This is a genomic window from Hahella ganghwensis DSM 17046 (genome assembly GCF_000376785.1).
Taxonomy (GTDB): Bacteria; Pseudomonadota; Gammaproteobacteria; order Pseudomonadales; family Oleiphilaceae; genus Hahella; species Hahella ganghwensis.
The window spans coordinates 21,500-41,667 of sequence record NZ_AQXX01000082.1 but is presented as its reverse complement, the minus strand read 5'-3'; the positions used below and the strand labels follow the sequence as shown (position 1 = coordinate 41,667).

15 protein-coding genes are annotated in these 20,168 nt (G+C 47.3%); 9 read left to right on the top strand and 6 right to left on the bottom strand.

What is annotated here, in order from left to right; all coding sequences use genetic code 11:
- Positions 1 to 69 precede the first annotated feature (69 nt).
- Positions 70 to 1,959, bottom strand: a complete 1,890-nt coding sequence (locus F566_RS0105580) for a hypothetical protein (RefSeq protein WP_020405996.1) — start codon at positions 1,957 to 1,959, stop codon at positions 70 to 72.
- Positions 1,960 to 2,539: 580 nt separating this feature from the next.
- On the opposite strand from F566_RS0105580, the gene F566_RS0105575 reads away from it, so the two are divergent.
- Positions 2,540 to 2,773 (top strand): hypothetical protein, encoded by a 234-nt coding sequence (locus tag F566_RS0105575; RefSeq protein WP_020405995.1) that lies wholly within the window; start codon positions 2,540 to 2,542, stop codon positions 2,771 to 2,773.
- A 103-nt stretch (positions 2,774 to 2,876) separates the two neighbouring features.
- Here F566_RS0105575 and F566_RS36810 read toward each other — a convergent pair whose 3' ends face one another.
- Together F566_RS36810 and F566_RS0105565 are read right to left on the bottom strand one after the other, a co-directional pair.
- On the bottom strand, positions 2,877 to 3,311 hold the full coding sequence (locus tag F566_RS36810) for a hypothetical protein (RefSeq protein WP_157496676.1): 435 nt from the start codon (positions 3,309 to 3,311) through the stop codon (positions 2,877 to 2,879).
- On the bottom strand, positions 3,280 to 3,612 hold the full coding sequence (locus tag F566_RS0105565; RefSeq protein ID WP_020405993.1) for a hypothetical protein: 333 nt from the start codon (positions 3,610 to 3,612) through the stop codon (positions 3,280 to 3,282). The genes F566_RS36810 and F566_RS0105565 overlap by 32 nt, the downstream gene beginning before the upstream one ends.
- A 224-nt stretch (positions 3,613 to 3,836) precedes the next feature.
- On the opposite strand from F566_RS0105565, the gene F566_RS0105560 reads away from it, so the two are divergent.
- Positions 3,837 to 4,217, top strand: a complete 381-nt coding sequence (locus tag F566_RS0105560; protein ID WP_020405992.1) for a hypothetical protein — start codon at positions 3,837 to 3,839, stop codon at positions 4,215 to 4,217.
- 11 nt (positions 4,218 to 4,228) lie between these two features.
- On the opposite strand, the gene F566_RS0105555 is transcribed toward F566_RS0105560, so the two are convergent.
- A complete protein-coding gene (locus F566_RS0105555) occupies positions 4,229 to 4,693 on the bottom strand; it encodes a hypothetical protein (protein ID WP_020405991.1) in 465 nt (154 codons plus the stop codon).
- 133 nt (positions 4,694 to 4,826) lie between these two features.
- Between F566_RS0105555 and F566_RS0105550 the strand changes: the two genes are divergently transcribed.
- From F566_RS0105550 to F566_RS0105525, 6 genes are all read left to right on the top strand, one after another.
- A complete protein-coding gene (locus F566_RS0105550) occupies positions 4,827 to 5,360 on the top strand; it encodes a hypothetical protein (protein ID WP_020405990.1) in 534 nt (177 codons plus the stop codon).
- Positions 5,335 to 5,568, top strand: coding sequence for an OmpA family protein (locus tag F566_RS0105545; RefSeq protein WP_020405989.1), 234 nt, complete (start codon positions 5,335 to 5,337; stop codon positions 5,566 to 5,568). The genes F566_RS0105550 and F566_RS0105545 overlap by 26 nt, the downstream gene beginning before the upstream one ends.
- Positions 5,569 to 5,876: 308 nt before the next feature.
- Complete coding sequence (locus tag F566_RS0105540; RefSeq protein WP_026179784.1) at positions 5,877 to 6,365, top strand: type VI secretion system tube protein Hcp; 489 nt, start codon at positions 5,877 to 5,879, stop codon at positions 6,363 to 6,365.
- Positions 6,366 to 6,464: 99 nt separating this feature from the next.
- Positions 6,465 to 7,616, top strand: a complete 1,152-nt coding sequence (locus tag F566_RS0105535) for a hypothetical protein (RefSeq protein ID WP_020405987.1) — start codon at positions 6,465 to 6,467, stop codon at positions 7,614 to 7,616.
- Between the two features lie 11 nt (positions 7,617 to 7,627).
- Entirely contained in the window at positions 7,628 to 8,377 is a 750-nt protein-coding gene (locus F566_RS0105530; RefSeq protein WP_245555155.1) for a hypothetical protein, read from the top strand.
- A 21-nt stretch (positions 8,378 to 8,398) separates the two neighbouring features.
- Entirely contained in the window at positions 8,399 to 9,115 is a 717-nt protein-coding gene (locus F566_RS0105525; protein WP_020405985.1) for a hypothetical protein, read from the top strand.
- Between the two features lie 171 nt (positions 9,116 to 9,286).
- On the opposite strand, the gene F566_RS35255 is transcribed toward F566_RS0105525, so the two are convergent.
- Complete coding sequence (locus F566_RS35255) at positions 9,287 to 13,519, bottom strand: response regulator (protein ID WP_020405984.1); 4,233 nt, start codon at positions 13,517 to 13,519, stop codon at positions 9,287 to 9,289.
- A 485-nt stretch (positions 13,520 to 14,004) separates the two neighbouring features.
- Here F566_RS35255 and F566_RS0105515 point away from each other — a divergent pair, with 485 nt between their 5' ends.
- Entirely contained in the window at positions 14,005 to 18,234 is a 4,230-nt protein-coding gene (locus F566_RS0105515; RefSeq protein WP_020405983.1) for a tetratricopeptide repeat protein, read from the top strand.
- Positions 18,235 to 18,290: 56 nt separating this feature from the next.
- On the opposite strand, the gene F566_RS0105510 is transcribed toward F566_RS0105515, so the two are convergent.
- The gene (locus F566_RS0105510; protein ID WP_020405982.1) at positions 18,291 to 19,889 is read right to left on the bottom strand and encodes an isocitrate lyase; all 1,599 of its coding nucleotides are present in this window, start codon (positions 19,887 to 19,889) and stop codon (positions 18,291 to 18,293) included.
- Positions 19,890 to 20,168 lie beyond the last annotated feature (279 nt).

Here is a 20,168-nt window from a genome sequence, read left to right as displayed (position 1 = left end):
GGGGGGGAAGATCCAAAATGGCCGGAAAAACACTCTGAATATTCGGCCATATATCGTCGAGAGTTTGAATTACCTCAGAACCTTGGGGTTATTCAGACTCTCCTTAGCAATCAAATCCGCCTTCAGCAACCCACCTTTACTCAACAACTTCGCCGTAAACTTAGGATTACGACGAGCTTTATAGGCATCCACAATCTTCTTCAACCCCCTAGCTTCCAGCAGAGAAATATTCACATCCGCATCCATTTCAGCCGCTTCAATAAAGTCCTCAGAAAACCCAGGTGCTATAATCAAAACCTGCTGGACACGCTTTCCTTGCCCTTCGCAGCGATTGACATAGGACTTAACCTGCCGGGATGTCGTGCTGTACTTTGAGAAATCGCCGTTTTTGAATGACTTTGCTTCCCCCACAATGAGATCGTCTTCAGAAAGGGACAACACAATGTCCATCTTGTCTTTGGTGGTGCTGAGTTGTTTTCGGAGTTCTTCGTCCACATCCAGTCCCAGCTGTCCTAGTAGCGCACGGGTGGATTCTTCAAACTTGGATCCTAGTTCCGATTCACGGATATGGACGCCGGCAGTCTCCAGTCCTTTCATATCCCTCTGTGCTAATAGCTCATAGTTCTCAATGAGTTTGTCCGTGGCGCTGGCAAAACTTTCGAGAATTGCTTTTCTCGGGTCTTGTCGTTTAGACAATCCTAAATCATTGCGGATCGTCTTCATTTCATCATTCGAGTAGAGGTAAAGAATATCCACAGGGGTGATGGACAGCGACCGCAAGGCTTCAGTATCCATAATCTCGATAGGTTCAATCTCGAACGTATCTTGTAAGCGTTTAATCACCGATGAAGGAGTGGGCTCTCGAGCTGGTGTTAAGGTTTCAAGAAACGCCAGAAGTTCATTGAATCCTGATGAGGTGAGCGCTTTGAACTCTCTGTCTTCAGCACCGTTAAGTGAATTGACGATTAAGTCGATTCTTTCCTGAATCGTCGTGCCAATCTTGTCTACCTCAAGATCCAAATCATCAATCATTGATTTGAGTCTGTCTTTGCGATCACTGACTTGGCTTTTCGGGTCGTGCATATCTTCTGCTAACAGGTTGTGAACTGAAAAACCTGCGCGAAGTACATACTTAATTTTGTCCTGACGATCAACGCCACGTATTTGCTGATCGTGAGCTTTAAGAATGTTCGAAAGTTCGGGGTCAGACATTGATCTCAGAATGCGCACTAGATACTTATCGGGAAGGGCTTTGCCTTGGATCGTATTAAGAATTTGGACGATCTCATCGGGAACGAAGACTTTATTCGTTCGTTTATTGATAAACACAATCCCATATTCGCGCAGACTGTTGAGGGCATCTAACACCCCATTGGCAGGTACCGGAATAATTTGGTGCTCAATGGCTGCGGCTTCTTGCCGTGTAATATCCAAGCGCTCCATTAGTATGTTCAGAATGGTCCGCTCGTCGTCACTAATCTTGGCCTGACGATTGATTCGCTCGTCATTGTGATAGGCGACTTCAAAACAATCTCGATAGATTGATAGCCTATTCCCTCGATCAAACTTATTGGCATCACTAGCGTCCTTTATTTCTTCTGCCAACGTCTTCGAGAGCCTGGTTAAGCCTCGATGCTCAATATCGTATAGCTTCTCTATCCAGCTTGTTCTGGCAACACAGTTACCATCACGCGATAGAATGTTGGTTAGAAGTGTTAGTTGAGGACCTTCCAGTGCCAGGGTTTCTTTCAGGTACTGAACAAAATGTGCTTTGACCGCGAAGAACAAGCGAGTGATTTCATTACTCGACGCACTCTTAAGCTGACCATCAATACTATTGAGTTCTCTAGACAGCTTGCTGTCGGTATCACCCGCAGACTGACAAACCTTATCAAGAGCATTAATGAATTTTGATTTCTCGATTTGATTCAGTTGCCCCAAAACTTGCGTCAGTTTCATCTTGCTCTCCTCTAGCAATCGGCAAATACCACCGAAACTTTTAGCGGCCGAGGACTAGAAAGGGAACAAAGGGGTAGAAATCGAGAAGGGTCTATCTTTTCAAACAGCAACGCAGGCAGCGATAACCCGCTGGGTATCTCGCCAAATTTCCAAACTCCATCTCGAACCGCCATACAACACTCCACATCCTTAGCGCTTCAATGATCTAGTGGGTAAACCATTCATCCAAAATCGACTCGGGGAATAGTGCCGAATCGATGTTCAATTTTCAGAGTAGTAGATAATCAGAATTTGTCACCCTAGACCAAAAGGGCTATGTGATATTTTGATTTTTATCAAGAGTTGGCGGGTTCGAGAGCAATCTCCAAACTATGGGAAAAAGCAATCTCAGTCCCCTTTAAGACTGGACACCCAAGGGGCTTTGTCCTAACTATCAGCCACTTAGCCGATTAAATTTTCCCATTGAAAACGTTAGTCTAGCTTTTTCAAACGAATGAACATCCCAAGAAATGAGCATATAGAAAGTGAGGATAATTCATTTCTCTCTGAATGATATAAATCGGTCAGTTAGGAGAGAACAATGCCACAATTAGATAGCCTACCAATCCCAATGACCATGGGTGATTGGGTTCTTATCATGGAATCAATTGATGCCAAACTAAAAATCATGGCGTCAGTGGACCCTGACTCTATTGACGAAGATGACTTGGCAGACATGTACACTGATCAGCAGAATCTTGAGGGTATACTCAGTCACATCAAATCGGAGTTTGAAAAGGAATATGGGGCTTTACCGCCTCACCTTGGGAACTAAGGATTAGCTTGGGCTATTCACTTACCGAAATGCCTGAGCTTGCATAACATTTTGAGAGGAAGGGAAGTGAGCGATAAAGACCTAGCGCCCCCTTTGTAAACGCTTACTCTTCTTCAAACTCTTTGACATAGTGATATTTCAAATACTCACAATCCCATTCCTCACCAAGAAGCTCTGAAATTTTCTTTCTGTAGTAAACATAATCATTCGAATACTCTTTTCTGTATTCGTTCGGGGGAATTTCGAGTTGCTCCTTGAATATGTTTCTAAACTCTTCTGTTTTGATCGTTGTCTTTATATCGCTGGCAAGATTTTGATAATACCGCTCCGTGCTTTCAGCATCTCCGTTTTGCCAGACTTTCATCCAACGCTCAGGGTTATGTACTTCGCAGAAGTCTGCGGATTCTTTTACGTGCGAAGGGGTATTCGTAGCGCAGGCGGTTACTAACGAAATTAGCGGAGTAATAAGTAGAAAGGTAACCAACCTGGAATGAATAATAGACATTTTATCCTTTGGATTTTCCTTCAGTGAATTCACGAGCTTTTTCAGAGATAAAAGCCCCGCTTCGAATTTGGTTAGTCGCTTTCGCCAACTTATATGCCTTGCTTAGGAGATGTGGATCATCGCTCCAATCACCTTCGTCATAAGCAACAACGGCAGTGACTTCTTCAACATGGATTCGGGCTTGTTCAAGGTGGTTTTTGAGTGCCGAAACCGCTTCCTCTTTAGTATCGGCAGGTACGACACTGCGGCCAAATTTATACTTTGAACCGTCATCACTGAGGTCACAACCTTCCAGCGCGGTTACCGTGGTGTCGATTATCCAGAAAGTCTTCATAAACGCTCGCAGGTGAATTATTGGTGGCCTTCAATGACGGAAGACATTACCTTTCAAGGGACTCATCGTCTACCGGCTATTGGGCCGATTGAAGGTAGAGCGTATTCTTTCTAAAGTGCTTCCTTTTCCTGAATCCAGATAGCTATCATATGATAGAGAAAAAGCATCTCATGTAAGGTGAATAGTATCCCATGACAGACGCCATGACAGACGAGAGCTACTGAATGGATAATGCTTCAAACCCCACACGTACAAGGAAATTTGTTAACTGGCTCTTTGTTACCATAGAAGCCCTCGTGCTATGTATCCTGGCCTCTCAGGTATATTCCCGCGATTATTATCAGTCTCTTTCCGAACTTGTTACCCCCAGTGCAGAATATCTTTTCAACTCCAGACTACTTGACTGGCTGATGACAGATGTAATTAGCAACCTCCTGTGGGGAGCATTGGCAATCCTGTTGATCAAGGAGCTTGTCATCAAGCCGTTTCATGTTCGGTTTTATAGCAACGTTACCGGGCTTATTGTATTGGTGGGACTGCTGGGGCTGGTGTTTCTGCAGCTCTATCAACCCATTTGGGATCTGCAGCCGGCTCCAGCCCATTAGGCACATTACTTTCACCCAGAACTCAGCCTTTCAACTTCCATCATAACCCGCTCAGCCCAGTGGTCATCATCGACATGAATAATCAATGATTGGCACCCTTGTTGCCGGCACTCGATTTCCACTCCCGGCAGATCGTCGATCATGAGATCGATCCCGAAAGCTGCGGGGGATTTGCTGAATCTGGCATACGCCGCGTTACCTGACACAGCTTGATGATGGGCGTCCTGATTAATAATGGATGCGACATCAATTCCCCAGAGGCGCAACCAGGCTTTTATATGCCAGGGCTTACGCAGGGATGTGGTGTAGATCCAGATTTCATGTTCAGCCGCCAGGCTCTTTATTAAAGCAGGCGCACCATTTCTTAGGGGCTCGGTAAAGATGAGGCTAAACGGAAAGCGGGCCTTCTTGCTTCCGACAGAAAAGGCACGGGTGGTCGGAATAAGTGTGTCGTCCAGGTCAAAGGCAATTCGCATACTCAGGGGCTCATCAAATGCTGGTAATGATCATGATAGTTTGCCAGCATAAGCGCGGCTGTATGTAGTGGGGGGTGAACGATCATGGGTTCCCCTCGTGAGAAATATCATACTTTTCAGGAATGAATAAACCATGTTCCGTATTACCTTTTTGGTGGGCTTGTTGCTTGTCAGCCAGATTGCTTTTAGTGCTGTGGATTATTCCATGGCGCATCCGCTTATTTCACCTTACCAGGGCTCAAGCGTCTGGAACTATAAGTCTTCAGAATTTAGCAAAGCGGAATTCCCGTTAGCGGCGGTTCCTGAGGATCTCGCCAAGGGCAAATATCTCGCGGTCTCCGGAAGTGCTCACTTCTATCAGTACGATACTCCAGAAGGCTCATCGATGGCGGCTGTGACAGAGAATTATAAACTGGCACTGGAGGCTGCCGGGATGGAGCAGTTGTTCTCCTGCTCCGGTTCTGATTGTGGCCCCGGAATCAATGCGTTATTTGAAGCCAAAAAGACCAGCGACATTTGGTATCAGTATGGGGGTGACACTCCGGTTTGGCTGTACCGTCTGACCAAAGACACTGGCAACACCTATGTGTTCCTGTATTTTGAAGCGGGATTGTATAGCCCGAGAGACTTCCAGACTGTTCTTGAAGAAAAGGCGTCACACCGATGACACCGGCTCAGAGCAGCACAACCTGGATCTTTCAAAGGCCAGGGCTGAATCTGTGGCCAACGCACTCACCAAAGACTTCGGCATTGCCAGCGCTCGCCTTATGCCGAGAGGAGCCGGACCCTGGGTGCCACAATCCAGAACTGGCAGTTTACAAACCAAAAAACTTAACCGACGGGTTGAGCTGGTGCTCTCTCTGCCAAAGAAGTGACCTGAATTGAGAAAGGCACGCCATATCATTAGGGGGCCAACGGCCCCTTTTCAATCATCCCGCCCTCTTCGCTTTTCTATTACATCTCTCTCTATTACACGTCTCTGTTGCCCCCAACTATTGCACCTCCCTCTTGCATCTTTTCCAAAGCTCTCTTAACCTACCTACCACATGGAAGGTCTATACCTTATGACCTACTCGCTAATCCCTATTGTTTGATACATAACAGGTCGTTAGGGTGATTGTCTGTTCAAGTTGCGGCCGCGGAATCTGGCCGTATCTCTGTCGCCAACAACAAGGAGCATGCTGTGGCAATTTACCTGAACTTCAACAACCTTTCTGTAAAAGGCAATGTAACCGCTGAAGGCTATAAAGACTGGATTCGACTCGATGGTTTTGAATTCGGTGTCAGCCGTCATATCACGATGGAAGCGGGGCATATGTCCAACCGGGAAGCGACTCGTCCCTCTTTGAGCACACTGTCTATCCAGAAATTGATGGACTCTGCCTCTTCCGGATTGTTTAAAGAGTCCCTGACCGGTGATGCCGGGGTGAAAGCCGTGATTGATGTTGTGCGTACTGCCGCAGACAAGATCGAAAAGTTCGCCACCTACGAACTGGAAGACGTGATCATCAGCAAATACACCGTCTCTGCTGGTGGTGACTCCGCGCCGACCGAATCACTTTCATTGAGCTACTCCAAGCTCACCATGAGCTACATCGCCGCAGACCGTGCCAACAAGGGCGCATCTCCGGAGCGTGTCGGATACGACCTGGAGGCCGGTAAGAAACTCTAAGCCTTGCGGCTTTTCTGTAAGAAGCTCTTTACACAGCTATTTACAAGACAAAGCGCCCAGGTAGGGCGCTTAAAAATATAAGGCAAAAAAGGATGTGCCATGAAAAACAATAATCTACCCGACCATCATCAGCTTATTCCTTTGGAGAATCCCCTCCCAAAGTGGGAACTTAAACAGAAAGCGACCGGCAAGGCTTTGATGATTACCAAAGAAGCCGACGCTTTCATGCGCAACCTAAACATGTACGATAAAACGCGGGTTTATAAAGCTGCCGAACAGCTAACCAGCGATGGAGGTTATGGGTTAAATAGCGCTGGATTCAAAAAGTCTCCGATGTTTATGCGTTACCAATCCTGCTCCAGCGGTCTTGGTTTCATGTACAGCGTGAATCCGGAAATGATCGTCGTTAACCAGATAAAACTCGACCGCCATATTACGAGCCTGCACACCCCTCCCAACAAGCAGCAAATGGGGTTGTTTGAAGTATCCAGAACGTCGAATATCAGATGGCATGAAAGCATTTCGTCAGATGATATTGCGAAACTAACAAGGGCCTGGGGAGAGCCCAAAGCTGTGCCCAAAATCAGTACCGAACATGTCGCTATCAACGGGATGCTCAATGATCTGGAAAAAGCCTCCTGGCTGATGGGGGTTCATATGGATACAGCCTACTGGGATGACTACGCGAAGATCTATACATTGGTATATAACCCTACTCGAGGCGGTATTCCTGACTTTTTTGAGTGCATACTAGACAAAATCGGCACCAGCAAGCTGGCTGAGTTTCTGGCAGTGATGATGGTAGAGAGTCAGCAAACAGGTAAGAAGCGCAAATGGACCGCTCATAGCCAAGGTGGGATTATTCTTACGCGCGCTGTAGAACTTGTGAATAAACGCAATATTCGTCTGGATGGACAACGGGTATCTATTCACGCCGGAGGAAACAAGAAAAAGAGAGCAGAAAAAGCCTTCCTAAAGGCAGGAATGACCATCGATAATATCAAACGCGATCATCCCTGTGATATTGTTCCTAATATCGCTGGTATGAATGACCTGTCTTGGTCTTCAATTAAGCGCAGCGCCAGTCACGCATCGTTGGTGGCAGGCAGCAAGCGTCCTGTGGAAGCCAGTCCACATACACTTCCCTACCTCAGCGCAGAATACAGTATTCGTTTGCTACAAATGTGCGGGTATCATGATAAAGCAGAAAAACTGGCAGGGTTTGTTACCAAAGAAATCGGTAAGTCATGATAAAACAATTTATGAAACCAGCACTAACCGGCAAAGGACCTGACTTTTCATTGTTGGATGAAAAGGAGTGCCGCTTGGGTAACTACCAATTACGCTACAAATTGCCGGGTAATCCAATCAACTCCGGACACGCCAAAAAAGCAAAGCCATCCCAGGTAAACCTCCAGAAATCTCTTTTTGATGCCTATGATTGCGAAAAAGAATTTAACCGTCGTTTCGTAAGAGTTGAGTTTGAGTGGTGGGCTTATAAAGGGCTTTTTTTTCAGGGACACTTGGGCAATCTCAGTCAGTTCAGTATGTACATTGATGTCAATCGCAGGGAGCCTCATTCCAGCTTTGAAGAAGGCAAACTCAGTCATTTCGAAGACTACTTGAAACAAGACTATTGGCAATATTACGAAACTGAGAGCAACCCAGATGGGCAACCAGGCGCTAACTGGGAGAAACGCAACAGGACAGATCCCAACAATCCCTACATTGATAACAGCGGCTCCCCATTGGTCCAACTGCCCGAGCGCTATGAGCGCGAACAAATAAATGGCACTGAGTGGCTTCATTACCAAATTCAGGGAGAGGGCGTTGGAAGGGGGCTGAATGATTACTGGGCTTACCCGATTAATAGCGACTTTTACCTGACCATCAGTTACTGGATGTCATCAGAGCAGGGAGACAAAGACTCTCGCTATCTGCGTATGCTAGATGATGCCAGGCGTATCATGTCCATGGTCGAGCTAAGTAAAGCTTCTGCCGCACCTATTTAAGAGCATGTATAGATAGTCGTAATGCCAAAATTAACCGGTACAGGGCCAGACTTCTCTAATCTGCAGAGAAAAGAATGCGGCATTGGCAGCTATAGGCTGACGTTCAGACTTCCCGGCAATCCCTACATGCAGAACAGACCTGAGGAAAATTTACCTACCCAGGTAAATCTTCGTTCAGATCTGTTTGATTCCGGTTGTACTCACACATTTAATCGCACACATATCACGATCGGTTTTGGATGGTGGGCATATAAGGGGTTCATACTTCAGGGAAATAAGGGGCAGTTGTGTGATTTATGCCTGCATATCGATGTGAATAAAGTGGAAGGAGATGCAACCCTCCAGAAAGGAGACCTGATTAGCCTGGAAACTTATCTAAAAGATGACTTGGATAAGTATTACGAAGCCGAGGGTGGGGTTAATTGGAAAACCCGCCAACGCAGCCAATCCTCCAATATTATCCGTCAAGGCGAAACACCCGCGCAGTTCCTCGCTCTATTGCCGGAGCGATATGAAAAAGATCGAATTAACGGTATTGACTGGTTGTCCTACCATTTTGGCTCAGAAGGCGGCGGTATGTTTCGTCGCAGTGATTATTGGGCATACCCATTGGATGCGAATTACTACCTCACCGTAAGATTCAAGCTTACCTTTGAGGCTGGGGACCGAGAAAGCCGGTTACAACGAATGCTGCAGGATGCCAGACGCATCATGTCTATGGTGGAACTGCACAGTTAATTACCTTTCCCAACCACCGTATTCACCTCAACCGGCGCTTCTTTTGAGACGTCCAAAGTGCCACGAAAATCCAGATCACCGACTGACGACTGAATGCAGCTGATTTAGCGGTCAGTATCAGGGGCTGACGGGTATCATCAGATACTTGGTGATATTCCAAGTATAGCGCTGTTAGGAATTCACAGAGCCGGATAACAGGGATTTGGAGATTTCCTTCAGTACTCTGCTCAATTCTTTTAGTAAAGGCTCCACTGAAACGGCTTTCCCCGCACGTAGATTGCTCTCAACATCATCCGCTGCATCGGCAAGCATATGGGCGCCAATGGCCAAGCTGGAGCCCTTCAGGGTATGCACGAGGTTGATCGCTTTTTCATCGTCAGACTGATCAATGAATTCCCTGAGTTTGATTTCAGCCACCTGAAACTCCAGATAGAAACTCTCATAGATTTTTCTTAACAGGACCCAGTTTCCTCGCGCCCGATTGGCAACTTCCTGAATATCCACCCCGTCAATCGTGAAAGGTCTCTCCAGATCAAGGGACGGCTTTTCCTTTTCCTTTTCCTTTTCCTTTTCCTTTTCCTTTTCAGAAGCAGGTTTCGGCCTGGGCTGAATATATTGCAACAAGGCGAACGCAAATTCCCTGAAATCGATGGGCTTGACGATATGCCCATTCATTCCAGCCTCATGGGAACGGGCTTTATCCACCTCCATGGCGGCTGCGGACATCGCCAAAATAGGTATATTTTTTCCCCGGGGAGTCTTTCGGATACGACGGGTGGCCTCCAGTCCGTCCATTAACGGCATGTGGATATCCATTAATATCAGATCAAAATCCTGTTCCTTGACCAACTCCACAGCTTCTTTGCCGTTATTGGCGACGGCGGGTTTTAATCCGCATTGTTTGATCAGGTTAACGGCGACCAGTTGGTTGGTGACGTTGTCTTCAACCAGCAGAACTTCCGCCCCTTGAATGGCTGACATATCCGGCAGATCAGCCATTTGTCGGGATACCCGGGGTCTGTGTTTTTTTCTGGATTGGGTCTCAAAGCTCTGCAGTTCCACCAGCGTATCCTGTAATTGAGAAGCGATGATTGGCTTTTCCAAAAAACCATCAATGGGAATGCCCTCTGCTGCTTCCTGCACTTGCATACGACCATGGGCGGTGACCATAACGACCACGGTTTCTACCGGAATATTCTCGCGCGCATATATCTGACGAACATACCGTCCCAGCTCCAATCCATCCATTTCCGGAATTTGCCAATCAATAATGAATAGCCGAATGGGATCGCCTTGCTGCTTTGCTTCCTCAATCATGGCCAGTGCTTCTTCGGAGGATTGCGCCAGGAGCACGTCAAATTTCCAGCTTTGAAAAATCTTGCCGATGATTTCCAATGACTCCGGCTGATCGTCGACCACCAGCGTTTTCATTTTTCTCAGGGGCACCAAGTCAGGCTGCCTTCCCTCCACTGCAGTGACCGGCACGGAAAAACTGAATGTCGAACCCTCACCTTGCCGGCTGATAACACCAATATCGCCCCCCATCAGTTCGACCAGTTTCTTACAGATCGTCAGACCCAGACCTGTACCACCAAAGCGTCTCGTAATTGAAGTGTCTGCCTGAGAGAACGGCTGAAACAATCGATTGGCCTGTTCAGCGCTCATCCCGATGCCGCTATCCTCTACGGTGAAATAAAGCAGCGTTTTATCTTCCTGAAAGTTCATTTCACTCACACGAATACGTACATGACCTTTCTCAGTGAACTTGATGGAATTGCTGACGATGTTGTTCAACACCTGCCCAATACGCATGGCATCGCCATGATAAAAACGGTTCATGTCCGCCTGCATATCAAACAACAGTTCCACTTCCCTTTCTTCCGCACTGAGCGCATAAAGTCCGGAAGTATTCAGCAGGAGTTTTTCCAGATCAAAGTCCTCCGCGACAATATCGAGCTTGCCGGCCTCGATTTTGGAGTAATCCAGTATATCGTTGAGAATATTCAGCAATGACTGGGATGAGCCGCGCACTTTCTCCAGGTAGGATCGTTGTTGATCATTCAGTTCTGTTCCCAATACCAACTGGGTCAACCCAAGGATTGCATTCATTGGTGTGCGGATCTCATGACTCATATTGGCGAGAAATTCAGACTTATACTGGTTCGCCCGCAGAAGTTCTGCCTCTATCTCCTTGCGGGAGGTGATATCGCGAACCACGATAACAATCCGCTTTCCGTGTATTCTTGCCAACCTTGCTTCGAAAGAACGAGGGCCTATATCTTTAAGATCAAGTTGGTATTCCACCAGGATTGAGGAGAAATCATAGCGTACTGTTTTTATCGCCTCATCAAATTGTTTCCCCACGTCCGGGGGTAGTATCTCCTGCATACGCCTGCCGAGAAATTCATTGGGCGCCATGTACAGGCCGCTATGGTCGCTGGCTCGGAAATCTTCGATGTAGTCATTGGCATCCAGCCAGAAATACATATCACCGAATGACTGACAGATTGCCTCCAGATTGGATTGCTTGGTCAGTAATTCATTTTCTTTTGTCAGTCTTTCCGTGATGTCGGAGAACACCATGACAGCTCCGGTGATGCGATCCCCGTCCTTGACCGGGGTGACAATATATTCGACGGGGATAGCGAGACCGTCTATCCGCCAGAGGATTTCATCATTAATGCGGGCAGTCTCCCCAGTGGCCAGAGTCCTGGCAATGGAGTTGGTACCAGCGTCGAATGGCTGTCCCTCTTTGTTCCTGCACTGAATGACGGGCAACATCAATTGACCGATATACTCATCAGGAGAGTATCCCAGAATTTTATATGCTGCAGGGTTGATAAAGGTGGCTTTGCCCTCGTCATCCAGTCCCAGAACCCCCTGCCCCACCGATTCGAGTATCGCTCGGGTGGATTCCTCGGATTGCGTGAGCTGGCGGTTTTTCTGCTCCGATTTCAGGCTCAAATACGTCATGAATCCGATCGCAAGCGAAAGCATGGTACCGAGTATCAATTCCAGTGACACCAGAGGTGTAGACAGCTCATTTACCAAGTCATCAGAAGGCGCAATCAACAGGTCCACATTCCGTTTCCCCAAGGAAAACTGCATTTCGGTCTGATACTGGTAGTTAATCACTGCCTCCCCTGTCACTCCTTTTTGAAGGATCGGAAATCCATCCAAGGAGAGGATGAAGTGGTATCCATCCAGGCGAGACAGTACAAACTGGTTTTCGGCCAGAGAATCCAGCGCCAGATAAGAAATCAGCATGGGTGTTTCTCTCGCTGCTCCTGCCGTTTTTCTTCCCAGGGAGATTCTTTCAATCAATCCATAAGAACCCGTCGCGGTTTCCCAGACATCCACTATTGGCAAGTTGCCAGGATGGCGGCTCCTGATGCGGTTAAGTGTTTCTGGTTGTCCAAATTCCGCGTCTTTGTACTCCGCCTGTAATTCACCATCCTCCTGAAGCCAGAAAATACTGCGGTATATATCGTGATCCTGAAGGTATTCTTTTGCGTCCTGCCGCCAGATTTCCTCCCGGTTCACATCATCAATTTCGGTCAATTGCGTCAGCCGGGAGGCCATTCGCTCTAATGCCTGATACTGATCACCATACACATTCAACACAATCTCACGCAGGCTGATCGCGGATTTTTCAGACTCCAACCGTATTGACCGCTGGTTATCGCTACTTAAAGCCACTCCCAGCAACAATGTGAACAGAAGACAGATATAAAACACCACAAATGGAAGATATCTATCGGTTTCCGGCCTTCGCTTGATCAGGTTCAACCGGCCGGCAAGAAATGTGGATGAGAGCAGAATGAATCCGAGGGAGGTGTGCACAGCCATCCTGGTAAACTCGCTCCACCCGTATGCATCTTCAATGGAAGCAAGGTAACCGATCAACGCTGTCGAAGAGAGGGACAATACGATGCCACTGAGAATGATGACCGAAATTATCACACGTGCCCGGTTCTCAAACCAATGCCAGGTGATGATGGCGGTATTCAGCAGGAAAAAGCAGGTAGCTGAATTAGGAGACATTCTCCCCGGATGAGACGTCTTGGTGGTAATGCCGTGGTCAACGAAGAGCTCGTCTATACCAAGATTGATGTCGGCAACATATTCCACCAGAGTCATCACGGCGATCAGGCAGGGAATAGAAGCAAAGATGATGGCAGCTCGCTGACGTGCCTGAACCGTAAAGATCACCGCGAACGCTGTCAGTAGCAGCGACAGCGCCGTATTGAACTGCATGGGAGCAAAAGAGGGATAAACCTGAACCAGTCTGGAACTGTTGAAGAACCATCCCGTCATGACGGAGATTGTCACGACAATCACAACGGCGGGCGTCAGGTATCGCAAGGAACGAACAAATTGGCGACTTATAGAGTGATTCATCATGAAAGCTACAACATCCTTATTTGTCGTAGAGTCAATTCAGCCCGCGTGAGATATTGACCTCAAACTTCCAATTCGCACTTCTATGTTATAGGCCCAAGCAGGGCAAGTCGCAAGGAGGATACTCAGGTTATTCAACTGAATCCATTTCAACTCCACATTCCAACAGCTCTAAACCACCGACGCACAGGGCCGCACATGTTAGTTAGAATACCGAATAAAAATGCTAGGTTGTTACTTTTTAAATAGCGAAGCAATTGCTAAGCTACTGCCGACGTTGCCGACCCTATGTAGAACGAGTCGTTAGCCTCTCCCGCACCCTGTTGCGCCAGGACGGCACATGTTTTCAGGAAATCTGAAGCCAAAGCTCCTCAGTGTCCCTGAATACGAAGTAACCAAATTACCTGATAAGGCCAATACCCGTTTGTCTTGACCCAAGGCTCTCCTGTCAGGTAACTGCCAGATTAATATGATCAGAAGGTGTATGAATGATCAGTTGGTTCAGGACTATCTACCCTAACGTTTCCAATAACTTAAAGACCATCAGGAACCTTTATTGTAAAAAGCAGACTTCCGAGGCTTACTCTCAGTTCAAAGTGCTCAGGTCCTCAGGTGAGAAACTTCTTCAAAAACCTGGCGACGCATTGTTACTCCGTGATGTGCTCATTGCTGTCGGTAAATTCAAAACGGCCAATGCGATCATTCGTATTTCCTCTCGTCTCTTTAAACAACATTTGGAAACACAGCTGAATTGGTTAATTGTCCAATCCAAATTTCGCAACTCGTTGAGTTTACTGGACCAGGCACAGAATCTCCGTTCACTCTGTCAGTCAAAAAGTGAGGAAGCTCTGCATAGCGCCGTATGCGCCAGACTAGCAGCAAGTTTCGGGGTAATTCAGACCTCTGAAAAGCATTTACTTCAGGCATGGCAGTCCCTCGGCAAAAGACAGACAGAAGGCTGGATGCACCTGTGCATCGCCTCGGCATTGCTTAAAAACTGGGATCGGGCGGTTAAAGCGGGCCGCCAACTTCTCTCCTGCGATTCCAAACAAGAGAACAAAGTTCTGCTGATATCCACGTTACTCTCCCAAGGAAACTTAACAGAAGCCCGAAAGCTGCTTGATAGTCTGGACCAGCAAAAAGGCGTGTTTTATCCAGCTGATTACTTTGCAAGCCAATTTCACTATTTTCTGGGTAACTTGGAATTCGCATTGGAGCGTTTACAACAACTAAAAACAACCTGGCCCGATTCGGTTCCAGACTCCATTGACCATTCGATTGTTCATTTGAACTGGATGCAGGGAAATATCGAAACCGCCCAAGAGCTTGCAAAGGAAATCGACAGCGAACTCTATGAGCAGCTGGTTAAAGCTCCATTGGAGTCCAAGAGGGTTCTTATTCCCCTCCCGGTGATGACTCAGGAGCCGTTGATGTGTGTCCCTACCACGGTGGCAATGTGTGCATCAGCGTTCGACATCAAGTTAAATCCAAATGAATTGTTTAAAGCCATGCGCGGTAACGACGGCACCGAGATCTGGCGCATGCAGGCTCACCTGGAAACCTTAGGGTTTGAAGTTCTTTATTTAAAACCTGATGTGTGCACGGTTAAGTACTTTCTCGATAACGGTATTCCTCTCATTGGTTCATTGTTATCGTTATTCAGTGCTCACGTCGAGGTGATCGCAGGCTACGATGAGGGCATGAAGCGCTTTTTTATCAGGGATCCCGAATTACTGAGCCCAAATGTTGTCAATGAAGACTATATAAGCCAGGCATACAAGGCAGCAGGTAATTATCTGATCGCCATTGCTCCCAAAGGTCGTTTTGGAAAAATCGACAAGGAAGTCATCAACAATGAAGCAAACAATCTAATAGCGCTCAGCCGAGCGGTTGCAGAGGGTCAGACTGAAGAGGCCCTAAAGCTTTATAAAGGCATTCCTGACCACAGTGACTGTGCTTTTATTCGTGATATCTATGGTTTCGGCGTTAGCCTTTCACCCTCACAGTATTCAGAAGCAATGAAGCAATATGCGAATAATAGAGATGTGGCTGAAGTCACCCGTCTGAAAGCAGCTATGAATACCCAGAACAGTGAGTTTTTTGAGCAATGGGTTCAGGAGTTCATTGCAGACAACAATGACGTCAGCCAGAGCTTCACTCACTATCTGGATATGCTTGTGGCGCTCAATCAAAGGGACTTTGAACTGGTATTGAAAAAACTCAGTTTTCTATTGGCAAAATCCCCCTCATGTGACGCGTTATGGATCAATAAGGCAGAAGCTGAGCTTGAGCTGGGTCTTCTGGAAGAAGCCAGAAAGAGTGTCCAGATTGCCCAGGATCTGTCTCCAAAGTCCTATTCGATAAAGCAGCGCTTGCGTCGGCTATATCCGTATCAGGAACGATTTTCCACCACGCTTTCCAGCCTGGAGGAGCACATTGATGAATATCCCGGAGTTTACCAACTGGAGGAAGAGTATGCAGATCTCCTGATACAGGGCGGAAATGGGTTTGCCTATGAATCCGCCATCAAAAAGTGTATCGAAAAGCGCCCATTGCTCCCCTGGAATTACAACAAGCTGGCGAACTGGTATCTGAATCAGAACCGGGTAGATCTTGCCCGCGCGATCATGCAGGAGGCAAGACTTCACCTGACAGAGGAAGACCTGCCAAAGCAGCCGTTCGAAGAGGACCAGGAAACAGCAAGAACACAGGAAGAGCAATTAACGGAGCTTGATACTTCTGACACAGATCAACCATTAGAACCGGCAGCAAATGCCAGACGAATTATCCACAGGTGGTTGGAACAGGTTTCACCATCGAAAGATGACATCAGTTTTCTCTCACTTCTGTTAGACAAGGAGAAGGGAGATTTTGAAGAACTTGAGCTTTCCTGGTGGGAGCAAGTCCAGCTTTGGGCAATATCCTATGCCTTGGCGGATCGTGAGGGACGTTCGTCTGATGAACTCAGGAGCAGGCTTCCTGAGTCTTTGCCGGGCGTCACTGTGTATTCCGTTCTCAGCTTTAACAGAGCACTCGAATACATCCGCCTGTCCTCATCAGCCTGCAATATCCTTTATGAGTGGCAAGTCTCTATTCTAGGTGGGTCTGAATGGCGATACGATGTGGATTTTGACCTTTCCTATTTAAGAGAACAGGCTGGACTTCTAAATGAAGCACAGACCCGATACTCCAATATTGTGAAAAAGGTTCCGGGATATGCCGCTGCCCACTATCGATTAGCTACCGTACTTGATCGTAAAGGCATGCTCAACGAGGCTGTTAAGCAGTATGAATCCAGTCTTACTATTTCTCCTCGTATTGAAAATGCAGCCAGAAGACTCGTCGACATTTACGCCGACAACCAACGCTATGATGACGCTGTTTATTGGTCAGCCTATCTGAAGAAAATTTCTCCCTACAATTTTGAATGTATTGAACGTTGGATTAATTTTGTTGCCCAGGCTGAAGGAATGGAGGAAGCCTTCCGGCAGTTGGAACTTCATGCAAAGTATTTAACCAATACCGGATTATGCGCCATACGGGCCCGCCTCCTGGAACAACAAGAGCAGTATACGGCGGCCTTGGCGGAGCTTGATAAAATCGACAATGACGTTGAATTGGACAGGCACATACTCGTCACTCGCGTCCACTGCTCGTTGAGGCTAAAGGATTGGCAAATGGCCATGACTCTATGTGACCAGGCTTTGGAGCGCGCGCCAGATGATCACTGGTTTATCGACGCTAGACTGGCCACTCTCAGCGAAGTGGATCCCAATAGCATGGGAAGCTTTGTTGCGGCCTGTCTGGGAAGGAATGTCGTAACGGAAAACCTGGTTAATTGCTGGATCAAAGAGCAGTTGGAAGACGGACAAGTCACTGAGAATGTTTATTCCAAAGCCAGAGATATGATTATTGGTGAAGAAGGCACGGCAGCAAATTATGCACTTGCCCGTTACCTGACCCAGTTTTTCGGGCAGAACACTGATATGTACCTGCTTATCAAATGGCTCGAAATAGCCATTACGATTTTCCCCTTGGATGACTATTTCACTGAAGTTCTGGCTGGTGAATATTTGACTCTGGACCAGAACGCCGCTGCCGAGAAACTCGTCCATGAATACTACGAGGCGAATCGGGAAGACACCAATGCCATTTTGTTGATGGGTAAAGTTCTGGAGGACACCAACCCCACGGAAGCTATGATCTATTTGCAGGAGGCATACAAGAAAAGCGGTTCAGTGGAAAGTCTCTCTCGCATAGGTAGGGTCCATCATCTTCTCCGGGAACATACATTAGCGATAGAAACTTACTGGCAAGTACTGAAACTGGACCCTCTGCATGATCTTGCTATGAATAATCTTCTTATTCTGGGTATGGAAGCCAGGAGAATGAGCTCTTACTTTCTCCATGCATTATCCCTGGGGATTGGAGGAAACACCCAATACTTCCTGATAAATGCGATTAAATGTGCGCAGTCAGTCGGGGAAACCGTTCCCGATTTGTGGCTTCCTCTTGCTCAACGGAGATTTAAACAACTAGAGATAGAAAAGCCTTTTAATGATGAGAAAGAGCGCTTAGCGGCTGCCTTGTATGAGTGGTACAGGAAAGCAGGGGATGTAGAAAGTGCCAGGGAAGTCCTGGTACAGGCAGGTATAAAGAAACCATTGCTGATTGGTTTTTTGTGGCCAGGAAAGCGTTGGATTCCCAAGCAGGCGTAGAGCCGGAAATAAAAAAGGGGCAGAAAATTCTGCCCCTTGCTACATCGGAAATCCGATTAGCTGAACTGGTTCATGGTGTTGTCTTTACCAGACGCTTTCAGTGCGGCGTCACCAGAGAAGTATTCTTTGTGATCGTCACCCATGTCGGAACCGGCCATGTTCTGGTGCTTAACGCAAGCGATACCCTGACGGATTTCTTTGCGCTGTACGCCAGCGACGTAGCCCAGCATGCCTTGCTCACCGAAGTACTCTTTGGCCAGGTTGTCAGTAGACAGGGCCGCAGTGTGGTAAGTCGGCAGAGTGATCAGGTGATGGAAGATACCCGCTTCACGAGCAGCGTCACGCTGGAAGCTCTGGATACGACGGTCAGCTTCTACAGACAGCTCGGTTTCGTCATATTCAGCGCTCATCAGTTTGGCGCGGTCGTAGGCAGACAGATCCTTACCTTCTTCCGTCCAGGCATCGAACACTTGCTGACGGAAGTTCAGAGTCCAGTTGAAGGATGGGCTGTTGTTGTAAACCAGCTTGGCGTTGGGTACCACTTCACGGATACGGTTAACCATGCCGGCGATCTGACCAACGTGAGGCTTCTCGGTTTCAATCCAAAGCAGGTCAGCACCGTTCTGCAGGGAGGTGATACAGTCCAGAACAACACGATCTTCACCAGAACCTTTCTTGAACTGGAACAGACCTGACGGCAGACGCTTAGGCTTGAGCAGTTTACCGTTGGCTTTAACAACCACATCACCGTTGGCAATATCGTCAGCGCTTTCTACGTAGTCACCGTCAAGGAAAGCGTTGTACTTGTCACCCAGGTCACCTGGCTCATTGGTGACAGCGATCTGCTTGGTCAGGCCAGCACCCAGGGAGTCAGTACGGGCAACGATGACACCATCATCGACACCCAGTTCCAGGAATGCGTAGCGAACGGCGCGGATCTTGGCCAGGAAGTCAGCATGAGGAACAGTAACTTTACCGTCCTGGTGACCGCATTGTTTTTCGTCGGAAACCTGGTTTTCGATCTGGATACAGCAAGCACCTGCCTCGATCATACGCTTGGCCAGCAGGTAGGTAGCTTCTTCGTTACCGAAACCTGCGTCGATGTCAGCAATAATCGGCACAACGTGGGTTTCGTGGTTATCGATTTTGGCTTGTACTTCAGCTTCTTTTGATTTATCGCCAGCTTCACGTGCAGCGTCCAGCTCACGGAACAGACCACCCAGTTCACGCGCATCAGCCTGACGCAGGAAGGTGTACAGTTCTTCGATCAGATCAGCAACAGAGGTTTTTTCGTGCATGGACTGGTCAGGCAGAGGACCGAACTCTGAACGCAGAGCCGCAACCATCCAGCCAGAGAGGTACAGGTAACGACGCTTGGTATTACCGAAGTGCTTCTTGATAGCGATCAGTTTTTGCTGACCGATAAAGCCGTGCCAGCAACCCAGTGACTGAGTGTACTGAGCAGTATCAGCATCATACGCAGCCATGTCTTCACGCATGATTTTCGCGGTGTACTTGGCGATATCCAGACCAGTTTTGAATTTGTTCTGGGCGCGCATGCGAGCGGCATACTCAGGGTTGATTGCGTCCCAAGTCTTGCCTGCAGTTTCTTTGATAGCTGCTACAGCTTGAATGTCATTTTGAAATTGAGACATGTGCTGATCCTCAAGATATCCGTTATTTAGTGAGACCATTCTGGTATACGACTGGCCTGTTTCAATGTTCGAAATGAAGTCTAAGGAACCGAGCAGAATAAATGAAATATATATAATCGATACTCGATATAAAACTGATGAATATTTGCGTCACATCAACTTTACGACTTTAGTATTAGATCTAAGTGAATGGTTTTGTTTGATTTTTACACAAGACAAATTAGTTATTGCTAATTTAGATTTTACTAATATAAAATTCAAACAGGTTAAAAATCATTC

What these genes read in the sequence shown, in the direction of transcription:
- F566_RS0105555 (WP_020405991.1), bottom strand. Translation starts at nt 4,693, where the DNA reads ATGCGAATTGCCTTTGACCTGGACGACACACTTATTCCGACCACCCGT.
- F566_RS0105575 (WP_020405995.1), top strand. Translation starts at nt 2,540, where the DNA reads ATGCCACAATTAGATAGCCTACCAATCCCAATGACCATGGGTGATTGG.
- F566_RS0105580 (WP_020405996.1), bottom strand. Translation starts at nt 1,959, where the DNA reads ATGAAACTGACGCAAGTTTTGGGGCAACTGAATCAAATCGAGAAATCA.
- F566_RS0105535 (WP_020405987.1), top strand. Translation starts at nt 6,465, where the DNA reads ATGAAAAACAATAATCTACCCGACCATCATCAGCTTATTCCTTTGGAG.
- F566_RS0105550 (WP_020405990.1), top strand. Translation starts at nt 4,827, where the DNA reads ATGTTCCGTATTACCTTTTTGGTGGGCTTGTTGCTTGTCAGCCAGATT.
- F566_RS0105560 (WP_020405992.1), top strand. Translation starts at nt 3,837, where the DNA reads ATGGATAATGCTTCAAACCCCACACGTACAAGGAAATTTGTTAACTGG.
- F566_RS0105530 (WP_245555155.1), top strand. Translation starts at nt 7,628, where the DNA reads ATGAAACCAGCACTAACCGGCAAAGGACCTGACTTTTCATTGTTGGAT.
- F566_RS0105515 (WP_020405983.1), top strand. Translation starts at nt 14,005, where the DNA reads ATGATCAGTTGGTTCAGGACTATCTACCCTAACGTTTCCAATAACTTA.
- F566_RS0105565 (WP_020405993.1), bottom strand. Translation starts at nt 3,612, where the DNA reads ATGAAGACTTTCTGGATAATCGACACCACGGTAACCGCGCTGGAAGGT.
- F566_RS0105510 (WP_020405982.1), bottom strand. Translation starts at nt 19,889, where the DNA reads ATGTCTCAATTTCAAAATGACATTCAAGCTGTAGCAGCTATCAAAGAA.
- F566_RS35255 (WP_020405984.1), bottom strand. Translation starts at nt 13,519, where the DNA reads ATGATGAATCACTCTATAAGTCGCCAATTTGTTCGTTCCTTGCGATAC.
- F566_RS0105525 (WP_020405985.1), top strand. Translation starts at nt 8,399, where the DNA reads ATGCCAAAATTAACCGGTACAGGGCCAGACTTCTCTAATCTGCAGAGA.